The 21,009-nt window shown below is 45.7% G+C and carries 17 protein-coding genes, 1 tRNA gene and 1 pseudogene; 2 read left to right on the top strand and 17 right to left on the bottom strand.

Annotation, left to right across the window (positions count from 1 at the left end; translation table 11 throughout):
* Positions 1–21: 21 nt before the first annotated feature.
* The 4 genes and pseudogenes from CCC17_RS12840 to CCC17_RS12825 form a co-directional block, all read right to left on the bottom strand.
* Positions 22–837, bottom strand: coding sequence for a methyltetrahydrofolate cobalamin methyltransferase (locus tag CCC17_RS12840; RefSeq protein WP_021650848.1), 816 nt, complete (start codon positions 835–837; stop codon positions 22–24).
* Positions 838–1,163: 326 nt separating this feature from the next.
* Positions 1,164–2,096: a homoserine O-acetyltransferase MetA gene (metA, locus tag CCC17_RS12835; RefSeq protein ID WP_287083220.1), complete on the bottom strand. Its 933-nt coding sequence runs from the start codon at positions 2,094–2,096 to the stop codon at positions 1,164–1,166.
* A gap of 91 nt (positions 2,097–2,187) precedes the next feature.
* The gene (gene ligA / locus CCC17_RS12830; protein ID WP_287083219.1) at positions 2,188–4,149 is read right to left on the bottom strand and encodes an NAD-dependent DNA ligase LigA; all 1,962 of its coding nucleotides are present in this window, start codon (positions 4,147–4,149) and stop codon (positions 2,188–2,190) included.
* 85 nt (positions 4,150–4,234) lie between these two features.
* Positions 4,235–4,885, bottom strand: a pseudogene (locus tag CCC17_RS12825) (pseudouridine synthase); the annotation flags it as partial.
* Positions 4,886–4,997: 112 nt separating this feature from the next.
* On the opposite strand from CCC17_RS12825, the gene CCC17_RS12820 reads away from it, so the two are divergent.
* Complete coding sequence (locus CCC17_RS12820) at positions 4,998–5,534, top strand: N-acetylmuramoyl-L-alanine amidase family protein (protein WP_114002560.1); 537 nt, start codon at positions 4,998–5,000, stop codon at positions 5,532–5,534.
* A gap of 65 nt (positions 5,535–5,599) precedes the next feature.
* Here the strand turns inward: CCC17_RS12820 and CCC17_RS12815 are convergent, their stop codons facing one another.
* The 11 genes from CCC17_RS12815 to CCC17_RS12765 form a co-directional block, all read right to left on the bottom strand.
* A complete protein-coding gene (locus tag CCC17_RS12815) occupies positions 5,600–6,520 on the bottom strand; it encodes an SH3 domain-containing protein (protein WP_022426066.1) in 921 nt (306 codons plus the stop codon).
* 57 nt (positions 6,521–6,577) lie between these two features.
* Positions 6,578–6,649 (bottom strand) — tRNA-Arg (locus CCC17_RS12810).
* Positions 6,650–6,856: 207 nt separating this feature from the next.
* On the bottom strand, positions 6,857–7,687 hold the full coding sequence (locus CCC17_RS12805) for a hypothetical protein (RefSeq protein ID WP_015524720.1): 831 nt from the start codon (positions 7,685–7,687) through the stop codon (positions 6,857–6,859).
* A 34-nt stretch (positions 7,688–7,721) separates the two neighbouring features.
* On the bottom strand, positions 7,722–8,786 hold the full coding sequence (locus tag CCC17_RS12800; RefSeq protein ID WP_195635104.1) for a DUF6077 domain-containing protein: 1,065 nt from the start codon (positions 8,784–8,786) through the stop codon (positions 7,722–7,724).
* A gap of 1 nt (position 8,787) precedes the next feature.
* Entirely contained in the window at positions 8,788–11,082 is a 2,295-nt protein-coding gene (locus tag CCC17_RS12795) for a xanthine dehydrogenase family protein molybdopterin-binding subunit (RefSeq protein WP_287083218.1), read from the bottom strand.
* Complete coding sequence (locus CCC17_RS12790) at positions 11,079–11,549, bottom strand: (2Fe-2S)-binding protein (RefSeq protein ID WP_015524717.1); 471 nt, start codon at positions 11,547–11,549, stop codon at positions 11,079–11,081. The genes CCC17_RS12795 and CCC17_RS12790 overlap by 4 nt, the downstream gene beginning before the upstream one ends.
* Complete coding sequence (locus CCC17_RS12785; protein WP_015524716.1) at positions 11,546–12,358, bottom strand: FAD binding domain-containing protein; 813 nt, start codon at positions 12,356–12,358, stop codon at positions 11,546–11,548. The genes CCC17_RS12790 and CCC17_RS12785 overlap by 4 nt, the downstream gene beginning before the upstream one ends.
* A gap of 122 nt (positions 12,359–12,480) precedes the next feature.
* On the bottom strand, positions 12,481–14,157 hold the full coding sequence (locus tag CCC17_RS12780) for an alpha-glucosidase (protein ID WP_287083217.1): 1,677 nt from the start codon (positions 14,155–14,157) through the stop codon (positions 12,481–12,483).
* Between the two features lie 11 nt (positions 14,158–14,168).
* Positions 14,169–14,804 (bottom strand): GNAT family N-acetyltransferase, encoded by a 636-nt coding sequence (locus tag CCC17_RS12775; RefSeq protein ID WP_173739986.1) that lies wholly within the window; start codon positions 14,802–14,804, stop codon positions 14,169–14,171.
* Between the two features lie 20 nt (positions 14,805–14,824).
* Positions 14,825–16,870 (bottom strand): M28 family peptidase, encoded by a 2,046-nt coding sequence (locus CCC17_RS12770; RefSeq protein WP_287083216.1) that lies wholly within the window; start codon positions 16,868–16,870, stop codon positions 14,825–14,827.
* Between the two features lie 163 nt (positions 16,871–17,033).
* A complete protein-coding gene (locus CCC17_RS12765) occupies positions 17,034–17,366 on the bottom strand; it encodes an ABC transporter permease (RefSeq protein ID WP_287083215.1) in 333 nt (110 codons plus the stop codon).
* A gap of 309 nt (positions 17,367–17,675) precedes the next feature.
* On the opposite strand from CCC17_RS12765, the gene CCC17_RS12760 reads away from it, so the two are divergent.
* Entirely contained in the window at positions 17,676–18,263 is a 588-nt protein-coding gene (locus CCC17_RS12760) for a cytidylate kinase-like family protein (protein ID WP_021650917.1), read from the top strand.
* A gap of 599 nt (positions 18,264–18,862) precedes the next feature.
* Here CCC17_RS12760 and CCC17_RS12755 read toward each other — a convergent pair.
* The gene (locus CCC17_RS12755) at positions 18,863–19,969 is read right to left on the bottom strand and encodes a DUF362 domain-containing protein (protein WP_287083214.1); all 1,107 of its coding nucleotides are present in this window, start codon (positions 19,967–19,969) and stop codon (positions 18,863–18,865) included.
* Between the two features lie 177 nt (positions 19,970–20,146).
* On the bottom strand, positions 20,147–20,995 hold the full coding sequence (locus CCC17_RS12750) for an alpha/beta hydrolase (RefSeq protein ID WP_173754270.1): 849 nt from the start codon (positions 20,993–20,995) through the stop codon (positions 20,147–20,149).
* Positions 20,996–21,009 lie beyond the last annotated feature (14 nt).

The raw sequence follows: 21,009 nt of genomic DNA, 5'->3' as shown, positions 1-21,009 counted from the left end.
CATTCCGCATATGCGTTTTATTTATTTTTTTACAGGTCCGATCAGACCTTCTCTGTATGCTCCGATGTATTCCATACAATAATCATCCAAACCAAGCAATGCCTCTGTTGCATATACAAGTCCAAGCATATCTCTGTTTGTAGGATCCATGATCGCACTGTCAAGGCCGGCATTCATTGCAAGTACCACAAATCCGAAATTGATAAGCTTACGTACCGGCAGATTGAAGGAAATGTTGCTGATCGCCGCTGTAATGTGGATCATCGGATACTGTTTACGGACACTTGAAATTACTTCCACGTTCATCGCAATACCATCTTCAGATGTACAGAGCATCTCAACCAATGGATCAATATGGATACGATCCGGTGAAATTCCGTACTCTTTCGCTTTTGCCATGATCTTGTCAAATACCTTCAGCCTGTCTTCCGCACTTTTGGGGATACCTGTATCATCGCTTAGAAGTGCGATAACCTGCCACCCTTTATTTTCAGGCTGTGCCATAAGAGGAAAAATCTTATCGATCTTATCTCCCTCACCGGATACAGAGTTAAAAATACCCGGTTTTCTGCAGAATTTGTAAGCTTCTGTAAGGACATCTGCGCTGGGACTGTCTACGGAAATCGGAAGATCTGTCACTTCCTGAATACAGTCGATCATCCATTTCAAGGTTTCTACTTCTTCTGCTTCCGGAACAGATGCGCAACAATCGATATAGCTTGCTCCTGAGTTTGCCTGAGCAAGTGCCCGCTGCTTGATGAATTCTGCATCTCTGTTTGCGATCGCCTCCGCCACAGAGGGGATGGATCCATTGATTTTTTCACCTATGATTATCATATTATTTATCCTCCCATTAACATATTCTGGCCTGCATCAAGAATTGTTACTGTTCATTCCATTCTCAGTAACACGCTTCGCAGAATATTACCAATGAACAGTAACCAGGAATTCTTATTTCAGTTCCATGTCTTTTATATAATGATTGTATCAAAATAAATGCAAAAGACCAGCCGCATTTCATACCATAAATATTGCATTTATTCCTACATTTTGTAGGAATGTTTTTCAGGAAAGACCTTCGTAAGCAGCAATCTAAAATAAGCCCATAAATCATAGCTTTGTCTACGATTTATGAGCTTATGCTAACACTTATTTCATATTCCTTAAATTTCCCTGAAATCCGGTGTCCCGTATAGGTCATACGGAGTGCTCTGGTATACGTAATAATTCAACCAGTTCGTATACAGGTTGTTGGCATGGGCCCTCCAGGTGAGGAGTGGTTTGTTGTTTGGATCGTCATCTTTGTAATAGTTCTTCGGGATTTCAATAGGCAGACCCTTGGCAAGGTCTCTCTTATATTCGCCATCCAAAGTCACGCGGTCGTATTCCGGATGTCCCATAACAAAGATTTTACGTCCTCCCTCTGCCATTGCAAGGAACAGACCAGCCTCTTCGCTTTCCGCCAGGACCGTAAGGTCTTTGCATGCATGGATATCTGCAATAGGAACTTCTGTATGTCTGGAATGCGGCGCAAGAAATACATCATCAAAGCCCCGGACCAGCGGGATCTTACGGTTCAGTACCCTGTGCTGGAAAAGTCCGAACATTTTCTTATCCAGAGGTTTTTTCTCCAGGCCATAAAAATGATAAAGACTGGCCTGCGCTGCCCAACAGAGAAAGATCGTGGAAGTCACATGCTTCTCAGTCCAATCCATGATCTCAGTCAGCTCATTCCAGTAATCCACTTCCTCAAAAGGCATCTGCTCCACCGGTGCTCCTGTGATGATCATTCCATCAAATTTACTTTCCTTTATATCGGTGAATGTTTCATAAAACTTGTTCAGATGGCTGAGAGATGTATTCTTGGCTTCATGGCTCTCCACAGCCATAAATGTCACATCCACCTGCAGCGGTGTATTGGAAAGAGAACGCAGAAGCTGCAACTCTGTTTCTTCTTTCAGCGGCATCAGATTCAGGATCAGAATCTGGATCGGACGGATATCCTGGTGCATGGCACGTTTTTCGTCCATTACAAATATATTTTCTCTCTCCAGGATCTCCTTTACCGGAAGATCCCCCTGTGTTTTGATCGGCATTGTTTGCCCTCCTTATATATGAAGCGTCTCTTATAAAGGAGCCGCTCGGCTTTTTTCTTCAGATAAAAAGTATCTCCAGTCTGTACGGCCTTTACTGCACTCCGGCAAGTTTCCGAAAATCTTCTTCTGAAAGGATCGGAATCCCCAGTTCTTTTGCCTTTTTGTTTTTGGATGAATTGGACTGGATGTCGTTATTGATCAGATAATTGGTCTTTTTGGTAACTGAACCGGTAACCTTGCCTCCCAGGGATTCGATCAGCTCTTTGGCCTCACTTCGATTTCCAAAGTGCACCAGACTTCCTGTGATTACAAAATTCATTCCTTCAAAGATCTGTTCCTGTTTGGGACTGTCCTCCTGAATATGAAGAAATCTCATCAGATGATCCAGGCGGCGATTATTATCCTCATCCCTAAAATAAGCTACCAGATTTCCGGCAATGACCGGCCCGATGGTATCAATATCACTGACCTCTTCCAGACTGGCATGACGTATCCTGTCCAGATCATTGTCAAAATGGCGGCAGATCACTTTTGCATTAGCCAGACCGATATTTGCGATCCCAAGACTGTAGATCACCCTTGGAAGTGTAGTCTCTTTCGCCCGTTCAAGACTTTCCATAAGATTATCATAGGATTTCTGCCCAAAGCCTTCCATTTCCACGATCTCATCTTTATACCGGCTGATCTCAAAAATATCGCCAAAGTCATGGATAAATCCCCTGGCAATAAATTTCTCCAGTGTTGCCTCGGAAAGTCCGTCGATATTCATGGCATCCCTGCTTGTAAAAAGCCCAAAGGATTTAATTTTCTTGGCCGGGCACCCCGGATTGACGCAGAAAAGACATTCCACATCGTTTTCTTTCTTCACTACCGTTTCCTGTCCGCAGGCCGGGCAGGTATGCGGGATCGGTGCATTACCGCTTCCGGTCAGATTTTCCGCGATCTGAGGAATGATCATATTTGCTTTGTATACACGAATGGTATCTCCGATCCCCAGCTTCAGTTCCTTCATGATACTGATGTTATGCACACTGGCCCTGCTCACTGTGGTTCCTTCCAGTTCCACCGGCTCAAAAATTGCTACCGGATTGATCAGTCCGGTCCTGGACGGGCTCCACTCAATCTCCAGAAGTCTCGTATCACGCATCTCATCGGCCCATTTAAATGCCATGGCGTTCCTTGGAAACTTGGCTGTAGTTCCCAGAGATTCTCCGTAAGCAATATCATCATACAATGCCACAAGCCCATCTGACGGAAAATCATTGGTCGTAACTGCTTCCGCAAAGTAATCCATCGCTTCATCCAGAGTTTCCGCTGTGACTTTTCGATATTCCACAACCTCAAAGCCCTGTTCATTCAGCCACCGGAACTGCACCTCCCTGGAATTCCGGAAATCCACGCCTTCCGCACTCACTAAAGAAAAAGCATAAAACCGTACGTTTCTCTTCGCTGTAATTTCGTTATTCAGCTGGCGGACAGAACCACTGCAGAGATTTCTGGGATTTTTGTATTTGGCATCTGCATCTCCGATGGTTTCGTTGATCTTTTCAAAATCCGAATAAGTAATGATGGCTTCTCCGCGAAGTACCAGTCTCCCTTTAAAAGAAATTTTCAAAGGTATGTTCTTAAATACTCTGGCATTATTGGTAATAACCTCTCCCACAATACCATTTCCTCTGGTAACTGCCTTTATAAGCTCTCCGTTTTCATAGGTAAGCACGATCGTTAAGCCATCCAGCTTCCAGGATAAAAGTGTAGGATGTTCCCCGATAAACTCTCTCAAAGCTTCTCTCTCTTTGGTCTTATCCAGAGACAGCATCGGTCTCTCATGTTCCTCCTTGGGGAGCTGCTCCACTGCCTCATATCCTACATTAACGGTTGGACTGTCTGCCAGAACGATCCCTGTTTCTTTCTCCAGTGCGCTCAGAGTGTCGTACAGGGCGTCGTACTCCACGTTGGACATGATCTCCCTGTCTTCCTGATAATAGGCCCTGGACGCTTCCCGGAGCTTTTCTCCCAGCTCTTTCATTTTTTTTATGGATGATTCGTTCATGGCTTCCTCCCGTCCTTTTTTCTGATTTTTCGGAGGAAAGCATCTCCTCCAGTTCTTTTCGTTCTTCCGGCCGGATCTCACGATATTTCCCCTCTTCCAGACCATCAATATACAGATTCATGATCCGAACACGTTTCAGTGTTACGACTTTATATCCGAAATATTCACACATACGACGGATCTGGCGGTTCAGACCCTGGGTAAGGATGATACGAAAACTGTTTTTCCCTGTTTTTGTAACCTTGCAGGGACGTGTGACCGTATCAAGGATCGGCACTCCGCCGCCCATACCACGGATAAATTCTTCTGTCACCGGTTTATTCACGGTCACCTGATATTCCTTTTCATGGTAGTTCCCCGCCTTCATGATACGGTTCACCAGATCTCCTTCATTGGTAAGGAGAAGCAGTCCTTCGGAATCTTTATCCAGCCGTCCTATGGGATAGATCCGCACCGGATAATCCAGATATTCTGTTACTGTCATCTCATTCCGCTGTTGTCTGGTGCTGCAGACAATCCCTTTTGGTTTATGAAAAAGAAGCAGGATCTTTTTTTCCTGTTTTTTTACAGGCTTTCCGTCAATACAGATCTCCGCATCCGGAAGGATCTTCATTCCTGTGGAAACCAGTTCTCCATTGGCAGTAACTCTCCCCGCTTCTGTCAGGCGGTCTGCCTCTCTTCTTGAGCAGACTCCTATATCGCTTAAATATTTATTGATTCTGATTTTTTCGTCCATTGTTCTATTATATATTTTTTCCCACGTGTTCGCAACCGGTTATTTTTCTTGTATTTTCTTGCTCATTATTGTATGATAAACAGAAATATACTTAAATATCAGGAGGAAAATCATGTCAGAGCATACTCCACGTATGAACCGGCTGCTGATCTTTGTCGCTGTTTTCCTGTGTCTGATCTGCGGTATTCTCTTTACCCAGTCATCGGCCGGTCCTTTTGAAAGCAGCAGTACTTCCGTAGTTTCCATAAATACCAGCGATATTTCGACCATTGAACCAAGTTCAGATCGCGATCACCATACAGATGCATCGATATCTTCCGGCGCTCCCTCACCTTCCGCCACACCGTCTCCTGTTCCCACAGAGATTCCCGAAACAGAAAAGGTTTCGCCGGAGGCAGAAAACGGAGTCTGGACACCGGATGGCACCAACTGGAAATTTATGGTTGACGGAACCGCCTATACCGGATGGCTTACCGACACAGATGGTCATCGATATTATTTCAATAAGGACGGAATCATGCAGACCGGCTGGATCACCCTAGGCAAAAAACGTTATTATCTGGACGAAGACGGAATCATGCAGACCGGAACCATCACCGTAAATGGAAAAAAATACACATTGGCAGCAGACGGTTCACTCAAAAAATGATCTTTCGTTATATCAGAGCAACAAAAATGCAGGTTCTTCCGGAACCTGCATTTTATTAACCCTTATTATTCTAACAGACCACTATAGACATAACCGGTCTGTCCATCATAATCAACCTGTATCCAGTCGCCTTCCTGCCCTTTCTTTTCAACTTCCGTTCCTGCAGAAAAACCACCGATAACCTCACCCTCTGAATCTGCGGAAGCACGAACATTACAATCCTCTGTAACTGTAAGCATTGTTCCTGCATCTGCGGAAGCACTGGCATCTTCACCAAGGCCCTGAAGGAATTCTGCCAGAGAGGGATCACTCTCCTGCGCAGCTTCATAGTCCGTCTTTACCTTTGTGATAAGCTCCTGCACATCCTTCTCAGATTCCAGTTTTTTCACATAAGCACTGATATCTGCATCGTCATCAGCACCACCTTTGATCTTCAGATTGCCGTCACTGCCCGTCTCCACATAAAACTGGCTCAGTGCCGGAACCGGAGTCTCAATTCCAGTACAGATATAATTAAAGACTACATAAACGACATACGAATCGTCCGTCAGTCCCTTCTTAGCGTAAACATTCTGTACCTCATACCCATCAATATAATCCCTTGAATTAATCTGCGACTCGTCAGCCGGCGTAAATCCGTCCTCAATCGTCTTAAGTGTTGCAATGTCTTTTTCCCCAAAAGCTTTATAATAGCTCTGAATCAGCTCGGTTACTTCCGTGCTGGCTTTTTCCATGGTTGTCTCCGCATCCGTATCTGCCGCGGAACTGGCGTCTTTCTTCTCGTCTGTCTCCCCATCATTTGCCGGAGAAGAAGGATCATTTTCCTGGTTACTTTGGGCTGTTGTCTGATCTTTATTGGAATTCCCCTTCTTACCTCCAACACAGGCGCGAACGCCAAAGATCAGAACAAGCACGATCACCAGAATGGCTCCGCCTAACATAAAATAGCGAAGGTTATCTGATAACCATTCTCTGAAATCATCCAAGTTCTTGTCCTCCTTATCATAACAACACGCCGGAACAATTCCCACTGTTCCGGGTAACACACCTGAAGGGAATCGAACCCCCGCACATGGTACCGGAAACCACTGCTCTATCCACTGAGCTACAGGTGCATAATGAAAAACATAACTTCTAAATTCAGGTATGAAATTATCAAAGTAGGTTTACACTGTTTATGATTTTAACACAAATCCATGAAATTGTAAAGATTTTTTTAAACAGTACATATTCATCACACATTTTATGGTTGCTGTTCACTCCGTTCTCCGTATCATTTTACGCACTTTAGTCATTTTTTCAGGCCAAAAGGGCGAATATATTCACCCTTCAAACCTGTATACCACATATTTTTCTGTCTGCGCAATAGGGGTACATCCTGCCTGACGGATATAGTCATGATTTGTAAGATCTACCGGAAGAACAAGATAATCGGTTTCCGTTCTTTTCAATACCTGCCGGAACTTATCGATCCCTACATCCATCTGATAACTTATCACATCCATGATCACTTTCTGGATCTGGTAGGCCTTGCTGTTTTCGTAGTTTCCTACCACAGTACTTCCTGCACGATACAGGATAAAATTACGATCCAAAACAAGGATCAGTGACGGATCATACTGTCTAGCCACCAGATTCAGCTCATTGTCAAAAACAACCTTGGGTTGTTCTTTATCGCAGTCCTGATGGATCACATCGCATACTGAGCGCAGCTCATTCGGGACTTTATAGATGTTTTCCGCCATCACATAATCTTTTGCAATGCCGGGAACAGGTGTCCCCGTAGTGACGATCACTGCCGCAAGGATCAGCGCTGTTACAGCCTTCAGCCATCGAAACCTTACCGCTTCCACGATCCGTACAGCATAATAGGCAGCACCCGGGATCACCGGAAGGATCCAGATAAAACGATAATATTCACTTTCAAAATGTACCTTTGGTATCACATATTTTACAAGAACCGGATTATATACCGTAAGTGCCAGAAAGACTAGATAATACAGGAACACTCTGGATTCTTTTCTCCTGCGGTAAAAAATATCCCAGAGTATACCTGCCAGAAAAAATACAGGCAGCAAGCATCCACTCCAGTAATTTTCCATACAGATCTGCACAAAACGCAGTCCCAGTTCTTCGATCGTTACTCCCGCCATTTTCTTCTCCTATCCATAGTATCTTCCCAGTTTCCTATGATGCCGGAAATGCGATCCATCCAAGCTTCGCCGAAAAATAAACCAGGGCATACAAAAATCCCGGCAGCATACAAAGCGCATAGGGAATCGCGTAGGAAATCTTTTTCTTCAGCACCATCACCGGAAGGATCGCCGTACTGACTACTGCAGGATAAATAAGGGAGGATCCTGAAAACGTCAACGCACTGACTGCAGCAATGAAAAGCAGCACCCAGCTCTCTTTATTTCTGCCATCTTTGTTGAGCCAGAGCCGTATACTTACCAGAAGCGCTGCCGGAATGGAAATATTTGCCAGCAGGGCCTTCCCTTCATAAACCCGCATAAACGCAAAGGTTCCTGTTGTATAGATAGAAAAAGAAAACAATTGCATCAGACACACAAAAAGAACCATCAGGTCTGCTTTTTTTTCATCTCCACGAAAAAAGCTTTTTCCGATCTGGTAGATCAGAAGATTGATCATCAGCATGTTGATCACAGACATCACGACCTTGGACTGAACGATCGGGTGGATGCCCAGAAGGACACACCACACCGCATTGTTCATCGGATATGCAGAAAGATCATAGCGGAGATTAAAATTTCTCTGGATAACACCGGTAAGCGGACTGTATCGGGCAAGAGTGTCTGTATACACGGAAGTGCTTACTGCACCAATATAATGTGTTGCATCTGCAGTAACGTCCTGATATGCAGCCACCAGAAAACACTGCAGGATCACTGCCGCAGCGGTCAAAAGCAGCAGCAGTGAATGCTTCCGAAATGTTTCTCCTATCCGGTCCAGCTGTCCCTTCCAAAGTTTATGCGCAAACAGACATGCTGCCAGTACACAAGCTGCCATGATCACCATCCACAGATACGAAAAGGTACTCAGTTTTACCCATTTCAGGGTCATAGGAACTGCAAGTATCTCAAAAGCCGCAAAATACAGAAGATATCCCAAGACCAGTTCCATGGTTACTTCCGCCTTCATTTTCAGTATCCGTGTCAGCAGACTTCCTGTACAAAAAAATACCAGCAGCTCCAGGATCAGTCCGGCAATTGCCAGTATCAGCTCCTGCATTTCACACCTTCTCTCCGGCTTCTCTGGCAAGGATTCCCATTGCAACCTTCTCCGGAGTGATCGGGAGCTCTCTGACACGTACACCTGTTGCATTATAAACCGCATTGGCAATAGCCGGACAAGGTGTATCGATCACAAGCTCACCAATGGATTTTGCGCCGAAAGGACCTGTCTTCTCGTAGCTGCTCTCAAACTCGATCCGCACCTTCGGAATATCCATACGATTGGGGATCTTATACTGCATAAAAGAATTGTTACGGATCTTTCCCTTATCTGTATACTGCACATCCTCATACAGAACCATTCCGATTCCCTGACCGATACCGCCTTCTGCCTGCACTCTGGCAAGATTTGGATTGATCGGAGTTCCACAGTCGATCACGCCCACATAATCAATGACATCGATCTGTCCGGTCTCTTTATCGACCTCCACTTCAGCGGCACCTACCATAAACGGTGGCGGAGAGATCGGAGAAGAATATTCTTTTACAACCTGAAGCTCACTGCAGACTCCACAGGTCGCTTTTCCTGCGATCTGCTGCAGCGTTACCTCTTTTCCGTCTTCTGTGCGGACTTTTTCTCCGTCAAAATCAGAATCCTCTGCAGATACTCCAAGCATCTGTGCGCCAAAAGCGTGGATTCTCTTTCTGAGTTCTCCGCAGGCCTGGATTACGGCATTTCCGGTTGCATAGGTTGTGGAAGATGCATAAGAACCGGAATCATAGGGAGAAATATCTGTATCCACACTGAATACCACGATATTTTTCATATCTGTATCCAGACAGTCTGCTGCCATCTGAGCAAGAATGGTATCACAGCCGGTTCCCATATCAGAACATCCAAGTGCCAGGGTATAGGAACCATCCTCATTTAATTTAATGTCTGCTCCGCCGACATCGATCCCTGCAATAGATGAGCCCTGCATGGCCATAGCGATACCGACACCCCGTACTTTGCCGTTACCCATATCACGGAACGGATATTTCTCATCCCATCCGATCATTTCCTTTGCACGGGCGAGGCATTTATCCATGGTACAGCTGCCGTTGATCGGTACATCCGGATATCCCGGAAGTGCCTCTCCCTCCATAGGCATGTTCAGCTCGCGGAATTTTACCGGATCCATCCCCATCTTATGAGCCAGCTCATCTGCTGCGGACTCCACAGCAAAAATACCCTGTGTGGCACCATAGCCACGATAAGCACCAGCTGCCTGCATATTGGTGTAAACAACATCATAGGCAAAACGGTAGGCTTCCGTATGACGATACAGCGCAATGGATTTATGGCCTGAAAGTCCTACGGTTGTAGGCCCATGCTCTCCATAGGCACCGGTGTTGGAAAGAGTATAAAGATCGATTGCCTTTACAATACCGTTTTCGTCTGCACCCATACGGATATGGACTTCCATCTCATGACGCGGAGAAGACGCGATCATGGATTCCTTTCTGGAAAAAATGATCTTGGACGGACGCCCGGTAACCCATGTTACCAGTGCCGGGAAAACCTCACTGACAGAAGACTGTTTTGCACCAAAGCCCCCGCCGATACGAGGCTTGATCACACGAACTTTGGAAGACGGAATGTTCAGCGCATTTCCTACGATCCTTCGGATATGGAACGGGATCTGGGTGGAAGAAACCACCGTCAGTCTCTGAAAATGGTCCATATAACAGTAGGTACGGAAGGTCTCCATCATGGTCTGCTGATTTGCCTTTGTGTGGTAAACCTGATCTACTGTATACGCACATTTTTCCAGCATGGCATCCACATCACCCACTTCTTCTACATTGGAGGAACAGAGATTACGCTTATTATCTCCGCCGGCCGGGATCGGCATATACCAGTCATCCTCCGGGTGCACCAGAATGGGATTATCCTTGGCTGTGTGGATATCCAGAACTGCTTCCTCCACACGATATTTTACCTTAATGCGTTTCAGGGCTTTATCTACTGCCTCTTCTGTCTCACCGGCTACGATGGCAACCGGATCCCCTACAAAACGCACATGCTTATCTATGATATAGCGATCCCATGGACTGATCTCCGGCGCTGTCTGCCCGGCCAGAGTAAATCTTTTGTGGGAAACATCCTCATAGGTCAGAACACAGGCAATCCCCTCGATCTTCTTTGCAGCATCTGTCTTGATCTCTTCCACCCAGGCATTGGCATGAGGACTTCTTAAGATCTTGACGATCAGGCAGTCAGAAGGTGCAAGATCATCGGTATAGACCGGTTTTCCGGTTACCAGCGACATTGCATCTGTTTTTGGCACCGGCTTGTTTACGTATTTCATTTTCCTTCCTCCTGTCCTTTTTTATAGTCGAGAAATTTCAGGATACTTCTGGTCTGTCCCACAAATCCCGAGCAACGGCACAGATTTCCGGAAAGATACTCCAGGATATCCTCTTCTGTGGGATCCTCCAGTTCCTTTAACATGGCAAATACATTCATGATAAATCCCGGATTGCAGAAGCCGCACTGCTCTGCTCCCTCATTTGCCATAAAAGCGCCGAATTCCTTTGCTTCCTCCTGCATTCCCTCCAGAGTCACGATCCGTTTCCCGTCTGCGCGGGCAGCCAGCATGGAGCAGGACAGTACCGGACGTTCATCCATCAGCACAGTACAGAGACCACAGTTTGCAGTCTCACAGCCACGTTTTACGCTGTAACAGCTGTTTTTCCGCAGGAAATCCAGAAGCAGTTCATCCGGACGTACCTCTGCCTGCCGTTTTACACCATTCAGCCAGAAAGTGATATTCATTCTGCTCTCCCTCCGATCTCTTCCCAGGCTCTTCTTGTAAGGACTTTCACAAGAAGACTTCTGTATTCTTTTGAAGCACGCATGTTCTTGTCTGTAGAAACATGTTCCGCCGCATATGCGGCAAAAGATGCTGCTGCATCCTTTTTCTGCTGTGCATTCATCTGTACAAAATCTTTTAAGATTTCCTCTTCATCTTCCACGATCATTGCTTTTCCGGGTCTGGCCCCAATGACAGTTCTTGCTTTTCCGCCAATAAGAGCGGCCGCACAGGTGAGCACAGGAAAATCTGTGGAATTGTTCCGCTGACTTAAGTACACACTGTTCAGCGGCTGTTTTTTTACAATGATATTTACCAGGATATCGTTATCCTTTTCCATGGATGCAAACTGTGCCAGCGGAATGGTTCCGCCATTGTACAGCTCCACCCAGGTATCCAGTGCCAGAAACATGGTCAGTACATCGGAAAATCCGAATCTTCCGAAAATACTTCCGCCCACTGTGGCACAGTTTCGAAACTGCACACCCACAATGTGCCGTACACTTTCACGGATAGCACTGTTTGTATAGGCATTCAGCTCTTTGTGGGTTTCCAGCGCATGAAGTGGTGTCATGCAGCCGATCACAAATGCTTCTTCTGTTTCTGTAATAGTATCCAGCCCAAGACCTGACAGATCAATGGCTGTCATGATGTTCCGGTTTCCCATTTTCAGCCAGACCATACCGCCCAGCACACAGGCTGTTCTTTTCTGGTTCAGTTCATATGCCTGTTCAAGGCTTTCTGCCTTTACGTAATTCTTTATCTTCAGCATACTTTATTCCCTTCTGAATTCTCATTCTCTTTCTTTACGGCTGTTTTTTCAGCCGAACATTTATTTTAACAGACTGTCAGCTAAATAGCTATTGTTTTTTTCTCTGCTGTTCTGACGCCGCATTAGACAGCGGTCTCCAGAACGATAAACTGATACGGTTTCAAAATGATCTCTTTTTCTGTGATCTCCACAGCTTTCTGATTATTCAGAAGCACCTCTTTTACTTCTCCCGGCAAAGATACCTTCTGTGACTGTGCCTGCATATTTCCCAGGATCAGAAGATTTTTCTCACCGTTTCTTGTATATGCGATCAGATTCTTCTGTTCTTCCTGATATGGAGCGAATGTTCCGTATACAAGCGTTTCTTTATATTCCGGAGCTTTTCTCAGTGCAGTCAGCTTTTTGTAGAAAGAAAGAAGGGAGTTACTATCCGTTAACTGGGACTCTATATTGATCTCCTTATAATTGGGATTGACCCCAAGCCACGGCTCTCCTTCTGAAAATCCCGCATTTTTCTCTGCGCTCCACTGTACCGGAGTTCTGGCATTGTCTCTGGAAAATGCGGAAGCAGCATCAAGCGCTTCTTTTTCACTGCATCCGGCACGGAGCGCTACCTGGTATTCATCGATGGTACTGATGTCATCGATCTGATCCATAGAAGTAAACTCCATATTTTCCATACCGATCTCCTGCCCCTGATAAATAAACGGAATTCCCTTCAGCAGGAAATAAACACCTGCCAGGAGCTTCCTTGAATCCGGACAGCGGTCTTCCGGAGAAATATAGTGACAGACACCTCTTGGCTCATCATGATTCTCAATAATGTTGGAGATCATGCCGGTATCCCCGATCTTTTTCTGCGTATGGAAAATACACTTCTTGTACTCTTCCGGAGTCAGGTACGGTTTGGATGCATACCAGCCATCCTCGCTCTTTCCGTAACAGGTTTCTTCAAAATCAAACATGGATGAAAAATATCCGTTTTCTCCGATAAAATCTTTGATCTCATCTTCCTTTTCATTGAAGACCTCTCCTACAGTAAACGCATCATAGGGATGAAAGCACTTCTCAGCCATCTCTCCCAGAAATTCTCCAATCCCTTCTGCCTCCTCCAGCATCCTCCCGACGCTGCAGAGCCCATCTGCACGATCGGCAGGATAATCGGAAAACGGAAGCTTCTTCTTGATATTGATAATGGCATCAATACGGAATCCGCCAAGCCCTTTTTCCATCCACCAGCGGATGTTTTTGTAGACTTCCTCTCTTACTTCAGGATTCTCCCAGTTGAGATCCGGCTGCTTCTTGTGGAATACATGAAGATACTGTTTATCCGGATGTCCCGGAAGCTCTTCCCATGCCGGACCACCGAAATAGCTTCTCCAGTTGCAGGGAGCTTTATCATCCTTTTTGTCCCGGATATAAAAGAAATTTCCATACTTTCCGTCCGGATCCTTAATAGCCTGCTGAAACCACTCATGCTCATCGGAGCAGTGATTTACCACCAGATCCATAAGGATGTACATTTCTCTTTTTTTTGCTTCTGCGATCAGACGATCCATATCCTCCATGGTCCCAAACCTCGGATCAATCGCATAATAATCTGCAATGTCATATCCCTGGTCTGCAAGGGGAGATTTATAGATTGGGGAAAGCCAGAGGATATCTGCTCCCAGTTCCTTAAGATAATCAAGCTTGCTGATGATTCCTGGGATGTCTCCGATTCCGTCTCCGTTGGAATCATAAAAGCTCTTGGGGTATATCTGATATACCACTTTGTCATGCCACCATTTTCGTTTCATCGTAATTCCTCCTATGCCTGTTTGATCATGCAGTACTGCTTCAGATCAAATCCTTTTTTCTGTACAATGCCGTATAATTTAAATCCGAATTTCTCATACATAGAAACATTTGCCGGATTATGGGTTTCCAGAGAGATCATCAACTTATGCCTGTCCGCATAATTGATCACCTCATCCATCAGCTTTTCAGCAAGACCGTGATGCTGCATCTTCGGCGCCACTGCCAGATAGATCACATGAAGTCTTTCTGCTGTATGAAGCTGGGAAGTCCAGCTGGAATTCAGATAGTCTTTTCCCTGGATGAATTTCCGCAAGGTCGCAAGACTTGGATCCTCTTTGATCAGATAGCCATCTGTTTTCAGAAGGGCAAAAAAATCCACCATCAGATTATGTAAGGCTGCTTCATGCTCCGTTCCGTCGGATACTACCAGGATACTGTTCAACTCACTGCTATCTGCATAAATCTCGCAGGTCTCAAAAAACTCCGTAAGATCACAGGTAAAAAGCTCCGGCATCAGCCGTTCTCTGGTATCCCTGTCCGGGATCAGTGCATGATACAGAGGATCCTCCGAAAAACATACGGTCAATATCCGGATCAGCTTATCCAGATCTTCTTCTTTCACTCGGTATAAATTATGGCTTTCCATTCTTTCCTCCAGGTATGGTTTTATTCTGTTCCTTTTTCAAACATATCACTGACCTCGCAGATCAGATTCCTGAGCTTTTCCGCTACACGGATCAGATATTCAATATCATCCGCATAATAACGCTTCTGTCTTTCCCAGGCTTCCTTGAGGCTCTGCTTTTCTGCCTCCAGGCTGTCACCCGGCTTCTTTTCCTTCAGACTTTCCACAAGATCATAAAGGTTCTCATGGTGGATGATCCTGCCCTTTCCCCACATCAGGCGATCCGGGGACTGCTTCAAGATATATTCCGTAAAATGATAAAAGACTTCCCGCTCAAACTGAAAGGCATAACAGTTGTTGTCAATACTGTAAAAAGCCTCCAGCGCAGGTGCGATCTCTCCTTTTTCCAGATATCCCATCGCTTTCTTCAGTGCATAAAGATTGTTCTGCACTGCCTGCTGCGGAAAGATCACATTGTCATCCCAGTCCAGACGTACCAGATAATCCTGGGATTTCCGGAATACACCGAGAAGCTTTTCGGTAATGGCATCGGCTTTTTTCCAGTCACGTTTTTCTTCCGGAAGGCTGTTGAAGTGCCGTACCTGCTCTGCAAGGATGGCAGCCGCTTTTTTTGCCTCTTCTGTTTTTTTCAGAAGGAGTGTACTGTCGGCGCCGGTCTGCATACACAGATCCGTATCCAGGGTCTTAATACTTTGGTCCAGTACCCGCCCGAAATCCATTGGCGGCAGAGCAAGGCTGTCAATAGCCAGAAGAAGTTTCAGATAAAATTCATGATGGAATGTGTATACCTCTTCCTCATAAACATCCTGGTTATCATATTGGGAATGATAATAATTTTCCATAAACGGACCACCGCTGAAATCATTGACCATGGACGGGATCCCGGAAATAGCCATGGTAAAATCATCAGACCAGGTTTCAATGGGATACAACGTGGTCATGCCCTCCGGATAAATCCCCTCCGGCATCTGCACAGCATCCACGAAGCTGCGCACAAAATCCGCATACTCATAGGTACATCGTACTGCATCTCTGGTACTGTGTGCATGAGCCGGAAGCTCAAAATTCAGATCTGCGATCACGTGCCCCTGCCACTCCGGTCTCGCCTCAAATACCTGGCGGTAAGCACCTGTGGACCAGTCATATTTTGTGTCGGAAATCCCCCATTCTTCTGCTGCAAGAGCACATACCACAATAGTATGGCGAGGTTTATAGCCACCACGGAGCAGCGCCCTGGCAATTCCAATGATCATGGCCACTGCCGCATTATCGTCCTGAAATCCCTCAAAATAGGAATCATAGTGAGCACTTAACAGGATCATGGAATCCGAATCGGTTCCCGGGATTTTGCCAACGATATTGTAGGTATACTGGTCTTTGATCACCTCTGTGTCCGCATCAAATTCCACGGAAAGCTCCGGAACACGATTCCCATTCTCATTTTTTTCCTCCATCAGCTGACGGATCATAAGAAAATCTGCCCGTGACATGGAAAATGCAGGCGCACAGGAAGGTCCTGCGATATCCTGTGCATTCAAAGCCGTATCATCGATCTGTGCGTATCCTCTGCTCTGTACGGCGATCAGAGCTGCTGCACCCTTCAGGTGTGCCTGATACACCGGGTAGTTGATCCACCATTCTTCTCTCTGATTGATCTCGATAAGAACCAGCTTTCCTTTCACATCGATATCCTTATATTCGTCAGCTGTACCCTTTCCAAGATATACAAGATCAAACCTCTGAAAGCCATTGGTCTTAAAATCTGTCTGATATGCGCCAAGCTGGATCTCCCGGCAGGTTCCCTCTCTGTCATGGCAGCGCATCACAGCTTTTTTAAATTCCCATGCATCCACACGGATCTTATCTTTTTCTACCTGTGTGAGACCGGCTTTTTTCATTTCTTCCAAAAGCATATCTCCGGTTTTTCGCTCTGCCAGGGAGCCTGCTGTACGGTATCCCAGAACCGGATTTGTTTTTTCCTGTTCCATGCGCCTGGCCAGATCATAAGATTCTTTTATATTCAGGCATGAAACACATTTCTCCACGATGTTCAAATTTACTGTCATCCCTTTCTCGGCAGTTCCCTGCCGGCAGTTCCGTCCTCCCGGCAGAGATATTCCTCTAACTGTTATAGATTATACCTTATCAATGTGCGGATTTCCAGATAAAAAAACGCGATTTGTTCTGACAAAAAATCCATCTCACAAATCACGTTATTATAATTTCTTTTTAGCCGGAATACCGAAGCGCATCAATAGGCTTCCTGGATGCTGCCTTATTAGCCGGATACAGGCCAAAAAGCACACCGATCATCAGAGACATGGTGTTGGTGACACCGGACATGGCTTCCATGATCTCTGACTGATCCACAATGGAAAAAGCGTCTTCGTCCTGCTCAAAGCGTTCCATCAGGAGCTCTGTAAGCGCATTTTCTGCCGGCTCCAGGCTATCCTCATCTGCTCCGGATGCGTAAAACATGGTCACATCCAGTACATTATCCGCAAGCCTGGTCATAGTGGAAAACGGGATGATCACCATAAGCCTTTTATGCCGTCGTTTCATTTTTCTTAACCTCCAAATATGCTGTGTATGTTCTCTCTGTTTTAAAAATATTTTTAAAAAAATGTGTAAAGTCTTTGTGTGATCTGTGAAAACCCGGTGAAAAAGGTATGATATTTTTCATATGCAAATACAAATAATTAATTATATTTTCTGTCTGTTGCCATTATTTTTTGTATATATTAAATATTATTTTAAAAATTATATATTATTTTCTGGTATTTTTTACCGAAATATGTTATAAAAGAAGTAAGAAAAACTACCGAAAATCAGATATTCCTGCTTTCGGTCCGAAATAAAGGAGGTATCTTTATGGCAAAACGTATTATCACCATCAATCGTATGTTTGGAAGCAACGGACGCCTTATCGGCAAGACTCTGGCTGAAAACCTGGACATCGGTTTTTATGATAAAGAACTGATCGACATGGCTGCCAAGAAAAACAATATCCCCTTCGACACCCTGGCAAAGGTAGACGAGAAAAAAGCCAGTCAGTGGGTATTTCCCGTTGACAGTGAGCTACAGTTTACAGATAATTTCTCTTTTGTACCAATGAACGATGTGCTCTATGATCTCCAGAGAAAGATCATCCTGTCCCTTCCGCAGAGAGAGGACTGCGTAATTGTCGGCCGCTGTGCGACCAATATCCTGAAGGATAAATCACTTAAACTTTTTATCCATGCACCTTTTGAGGAAAGAGTTCAGAATGTGATACGCCGTACCGGCAGAGAAGAAGCCAGCGCACGGAAGCTGGTCAAAAAAATGGATAAAGAGAGAAAAGCTTACTATGAATACTTTACAGACAGCAAATGGCTGGATATGACACAGTATGATCTCTGTATTGACAGCAGCCGGTTTTCTATGGAGCAGATTATTGAGATTGTAAAGAGATGTCTTTAGGATTCTTTTTTCTGAAAATTTTTTTCTGAAAAATGTTTTTACGCTTTGGAAGCGTAAGTGAAACCGCAGGGGAGGGGAAGCACTCGTAGTTGCGAAAGGCCGTTTTCCCTCCCCTGCACCCCTTCCCTCAGGCCCCGCCATGAACCGTACGTTTTGGCTATGTTACGTTACTGACAGGGCGATGGATTCTGCGTTTGTTTAAAACGCCAGGCTGTGCCGATCTCATCGGCATAACACCTTTCAACAAGAAGACGTATCCTTCCCACCATTCCAACACATTGAGCAACACCAAAATATTTATTGACCAGACGCTATTCTTCCCACACCTCCAACTGCGGACGCTCAACTCATCAAAACGTAAGGACAGGACACCACGCGTCCGCTTCTACCTCTCCGGCTGAAACGTCAGCCGGGGAAGTGACAGTCCTCCGGGCTGCTACGGAGAAGGGGTGATGATGGTTAGGTTGCGGGAGACGGCGTTATTGCGGAAGGGCCCAGCTGTTTGAGCCGAAGGCGAGTTCTGGGCCCTTCCGCAATGGTTTTAGCCGGCTCACGGAACCTTAGCAGCATCCCCCGACGGAGTCCGGCCCGGAGGACTGTCACTTCCCCGGCGTCCGTTCACCAATATACTCTTTCAAAAACTCATATATATCCCCCTCCAACGGCGGACACCCCTCCACATAATTCTGAAACTTACAGGTACAGTGTCCCACACCAAGCACTCCCGTCTTACCACGATACCCCTGCCCGATGCAGATCTTTTCATCCAGCTTCTCAAAAAGCCCCTCTTCCTTCAGCATCTCCAATGCCGGGATCAGATACCCGTAGCAGGCACTGCAGGATTCCACCTCCTCCACGGCATCTGCAAGCTCCACAACCTTTCTGGATACCGGCATCCTCTGATCCGCACCATCCTCCAGAAATCTGACATCTGCTTTTGAAATATCTGAACAGCCCACTCCAAGCTCACCTGCCAGCTTCACATAAGGAACCTCAGCTACCTCATAATGCATCATCTGACACACATATGCATCCACAAGAACCGGATCACAGGCAGCAATCACCCGGTTCATCACAACAGGATTTCCGCCATCTTCAAAATCCAGATCCCCGCAGATATTATCCACAACAATAAAGTCCTGCTGTATCCCCATATTCAGATGAGCAATGGGTTTATGAAGCCCCAGAGAATGAAACCGTCTCTTTTCCTTATTTGGAATCAACCCCTTCATATTCTTAAGGGCACAGGTGATTTTTGTCTGACAATGGCCTTTCAGAACCGGCACATTGATCAGAAAATCAAGCTCCTTTACCCGCTCACAGACATTCAGCTCCATGCCGCCACAGTCCACAGAAATACCTTTATCCTTCTGCATATCCCAGAACGGCACCTGATACTCTTCCTCAAGCCTGTCAAAGCCACAGGTCTCAAAGGCCTCCCTTGTCTTATCTCCTACCCAGGATCCCTCCAGCATCACCATATCCCGGAAGCCATGCTCCTTCAGATACTCGATAATTCCTGCAACCACTTCCGGATGAGTCGTTGCACCCCAGGAAGCCTCCGAAGGAGAAACCAGATTCGGCTTGATCCCGATCTTTTTCTTTCTGTCCCCGATATGGGACTGAAGATTCGCTTTTTCCAGAAGCTCCTTTGTCATTCTTTTATATTCCGTGCCACTGGTAATAAAAATCTGATTTTTATCCATAATTATCAAAATTCCTTTCTTTCTGAAATGTGAATACTGATCTATAGCAAAGCTTTTTTCATCAGACAGGCCAGACAAAACAGCCGACAAATACAGCAGTCATCACAATTATAAAAAATACCCTCTCTACCGGTTTCCCGGTAAAAAGGATATTTTATCCGACATAGCAGTCTCGTATTATCTTTCGATCTTTGCTCCATTCCACCATGGGAATTCACGGTTCAGCCATTTTCCTGCAAGCTCACTCCATGGTTCACAGGCTCTTGCGATCCCTCTGCCGTTTTCGTTGGCAGTCAGCTCATTTGCCAAGCCGATTCCATGGGGACCCTGCGGAAAAACGTGATACTCCACTGGAATGCCCTTTTTATAGAGTGCCTGAACAAAGAGAAGTGTATTATCCAGCAGCACCGTCTGATCCTCAAAGGTATGCCAGATAAAGGTTCTGGGTGTATCTTCCGTAACCTGAAATTCCAGAGACATCCGATCTTTCAGCTCCTCATAACGATCTCCCAGAAGATTTCGAAAGCTTTCTTCATGGCCAGCTTTCCCTGAAGTGATCACCGGATAATTCAGGATCATGCCATTGGGACGGATCCGCTCGTTTTCCATTCCCGTGATCCCGGCAAGCTCCTCAGTATTCCAGAACACTCCCAGAGAAGCTGCCAGATGGCCTCCTGCCGAAAAACCGGACACAATGATCTTATTCTTTTCAATATGCCACTTATCACTGTTCTCTCTGAGAAGAGCTACTGTTTTTGCCAGCTGACGGAGAGCCACCGGATATCTGGCAGGTGCCACACTATAACGAAGTACCACTGTGTGATAGCCCATTCCCATAAACCGGACAGCAATGGCTTCTGCCTCTCTGTCAGAAGTCATGCCATAAGCTCCGCCCGGACAGATCACTATGACCGGACGCTTCTGTCCCGGATAGAGTTCTTCCGACTCCTGCCAGAAATAGGTCTCTATCCATGCCTCATTATAGTCCTTTGTTTTTTCTTCGATCACAATTCTTTCGTTGATCATTCCGACTTTCCCTT

The sequence above is a fragment of the Blautia sp. LMAG:36 genome, from assembly GCF_008680535.1.
Taxonomy (GTDB): domain Bacteria; phylum Bacillota; class Clostridia; order Lachnospirales; family Lachnospiraceae; genus Blautia_A; species Blautia_A fusiformis.
This window is presented reverse-complemented; position numbering and strand designations above follow the sequence as displayed.

Excerpts from the sequence above, each read along its gene's own strand:
- CCC17_RS12770 (WP_287083216.1), bottom strand. The coding sequence starts at position 16,870 with ATGACAGTAAATTTGAACATCGTGGAGAAATGTGTTTCATGCCTGAAT.
- CCC17_RS12785 (WP_015524716.1), bottom strand. The coding sequence starts at position 12,358 with ATGCTGAAGATAAAGAATTACGTAAAGGCAGAAAGCCTTGAACAGGCA.
- ligA (WP_287083219.1), bottom strand. The coding sequence starts at position 4,149 with ATGAACGAATCATCCATAAAAAAAATGAAAGAGCTGGGAGAAAAGCTC.
- CCC17_RS12820 (WP_114002560.1), top strand. The coding sequence starts at position 4,998 with ATGTCAGAGCATACTCCACGTATGAACCGGCTGCTGATCTTTGTCGCT.
- CCC17_RS12765 (WP_287083215.1), bottom strand. The coding sequence starts at position 17,366 with ATGAAACGACGGCATAAAAGGCTTATGGTGATCATCCCGTTTTCCACT.
- CCC17_RS12840 (WP_021650848.1), bottom strand. The coding sequence starts at position 837 with ATGATAATCATAGGTGAAAAAATCAATGGATCCATCCCCTCTGTGGCG.
- metA (WP_287083220.1), bottom strand. The coding sequence starts at position 2,096 with ATGCCGATCAAAACACAGGGGGATCTTCCGGTAAAGGAGATCCTGGAG.
- CCC17_RS12750 (WP_173754270.1), bottom strand. The coding sequence starts at position 20,995 with ATGATCAACGAAAGAATTGTGATCGAAGAAAAAACAAAGGACTATAAT.
- CCC17_RS12805 (WP_015524720.1), bottom strand. The coding sequence starts at position 7,687 with ATGGCGGGAGTAACGATCGAAGAACTGGGACTGCGTTTTGTGCAGATC.
- CCC17_RS12780 (WP_287083217.1), bottom strand. The coding sequence starts at position 14,157 with ATGAAACGAAAATGGTGGCATGACAAAGTGGTATATCAGATATACCCC.
- CCC17_RS12795 (WP_287083218.1), bottom strand. The coding sequence starts at position 11,082 with ATGAAATACGTAAACAAGCCGGTGCCAAAAACAGATGCAATGTCGCTG.
- CCC17_RS12790 (WP_015524717.1), bottom strand. The coding sequence starts at position 11,549 with ATGAATATCACTTTCTGGCTGAATGGTGTAAAACGGCAGGCAGAGGTA.
- CCC17_RS12800 (WP_195635104.1), bottom strand. The coding sequence starts at position 8,786 with ATGCAGGAGCTGATACTGGCAATTGCCGGACTGATCCTGGAGCTGCTG.
- CCC17_RS12775 (WP_173739986.1), bottom strand. The coding sequence starts at position 14,804 with ATGGAAAGCCATAATTTATACCGAGTGAAAGAAGAAGATCTGGATAAG.
- CCC17_RS12760 (WP_021650917.1), top strand. The coding sequence starts at position 17,676 with ATGGCAAAACGTATTATCACCATCAATCGTATGTTTGGAAGCAACGGA.
- CCC17_RS12755 (WP_287083214.1), bottom strand. The coding sequence starts at position 19,969 with ATGGATAAAAATCAGATTTTTATTACCAGTGGCACGGAATATAAAAGA.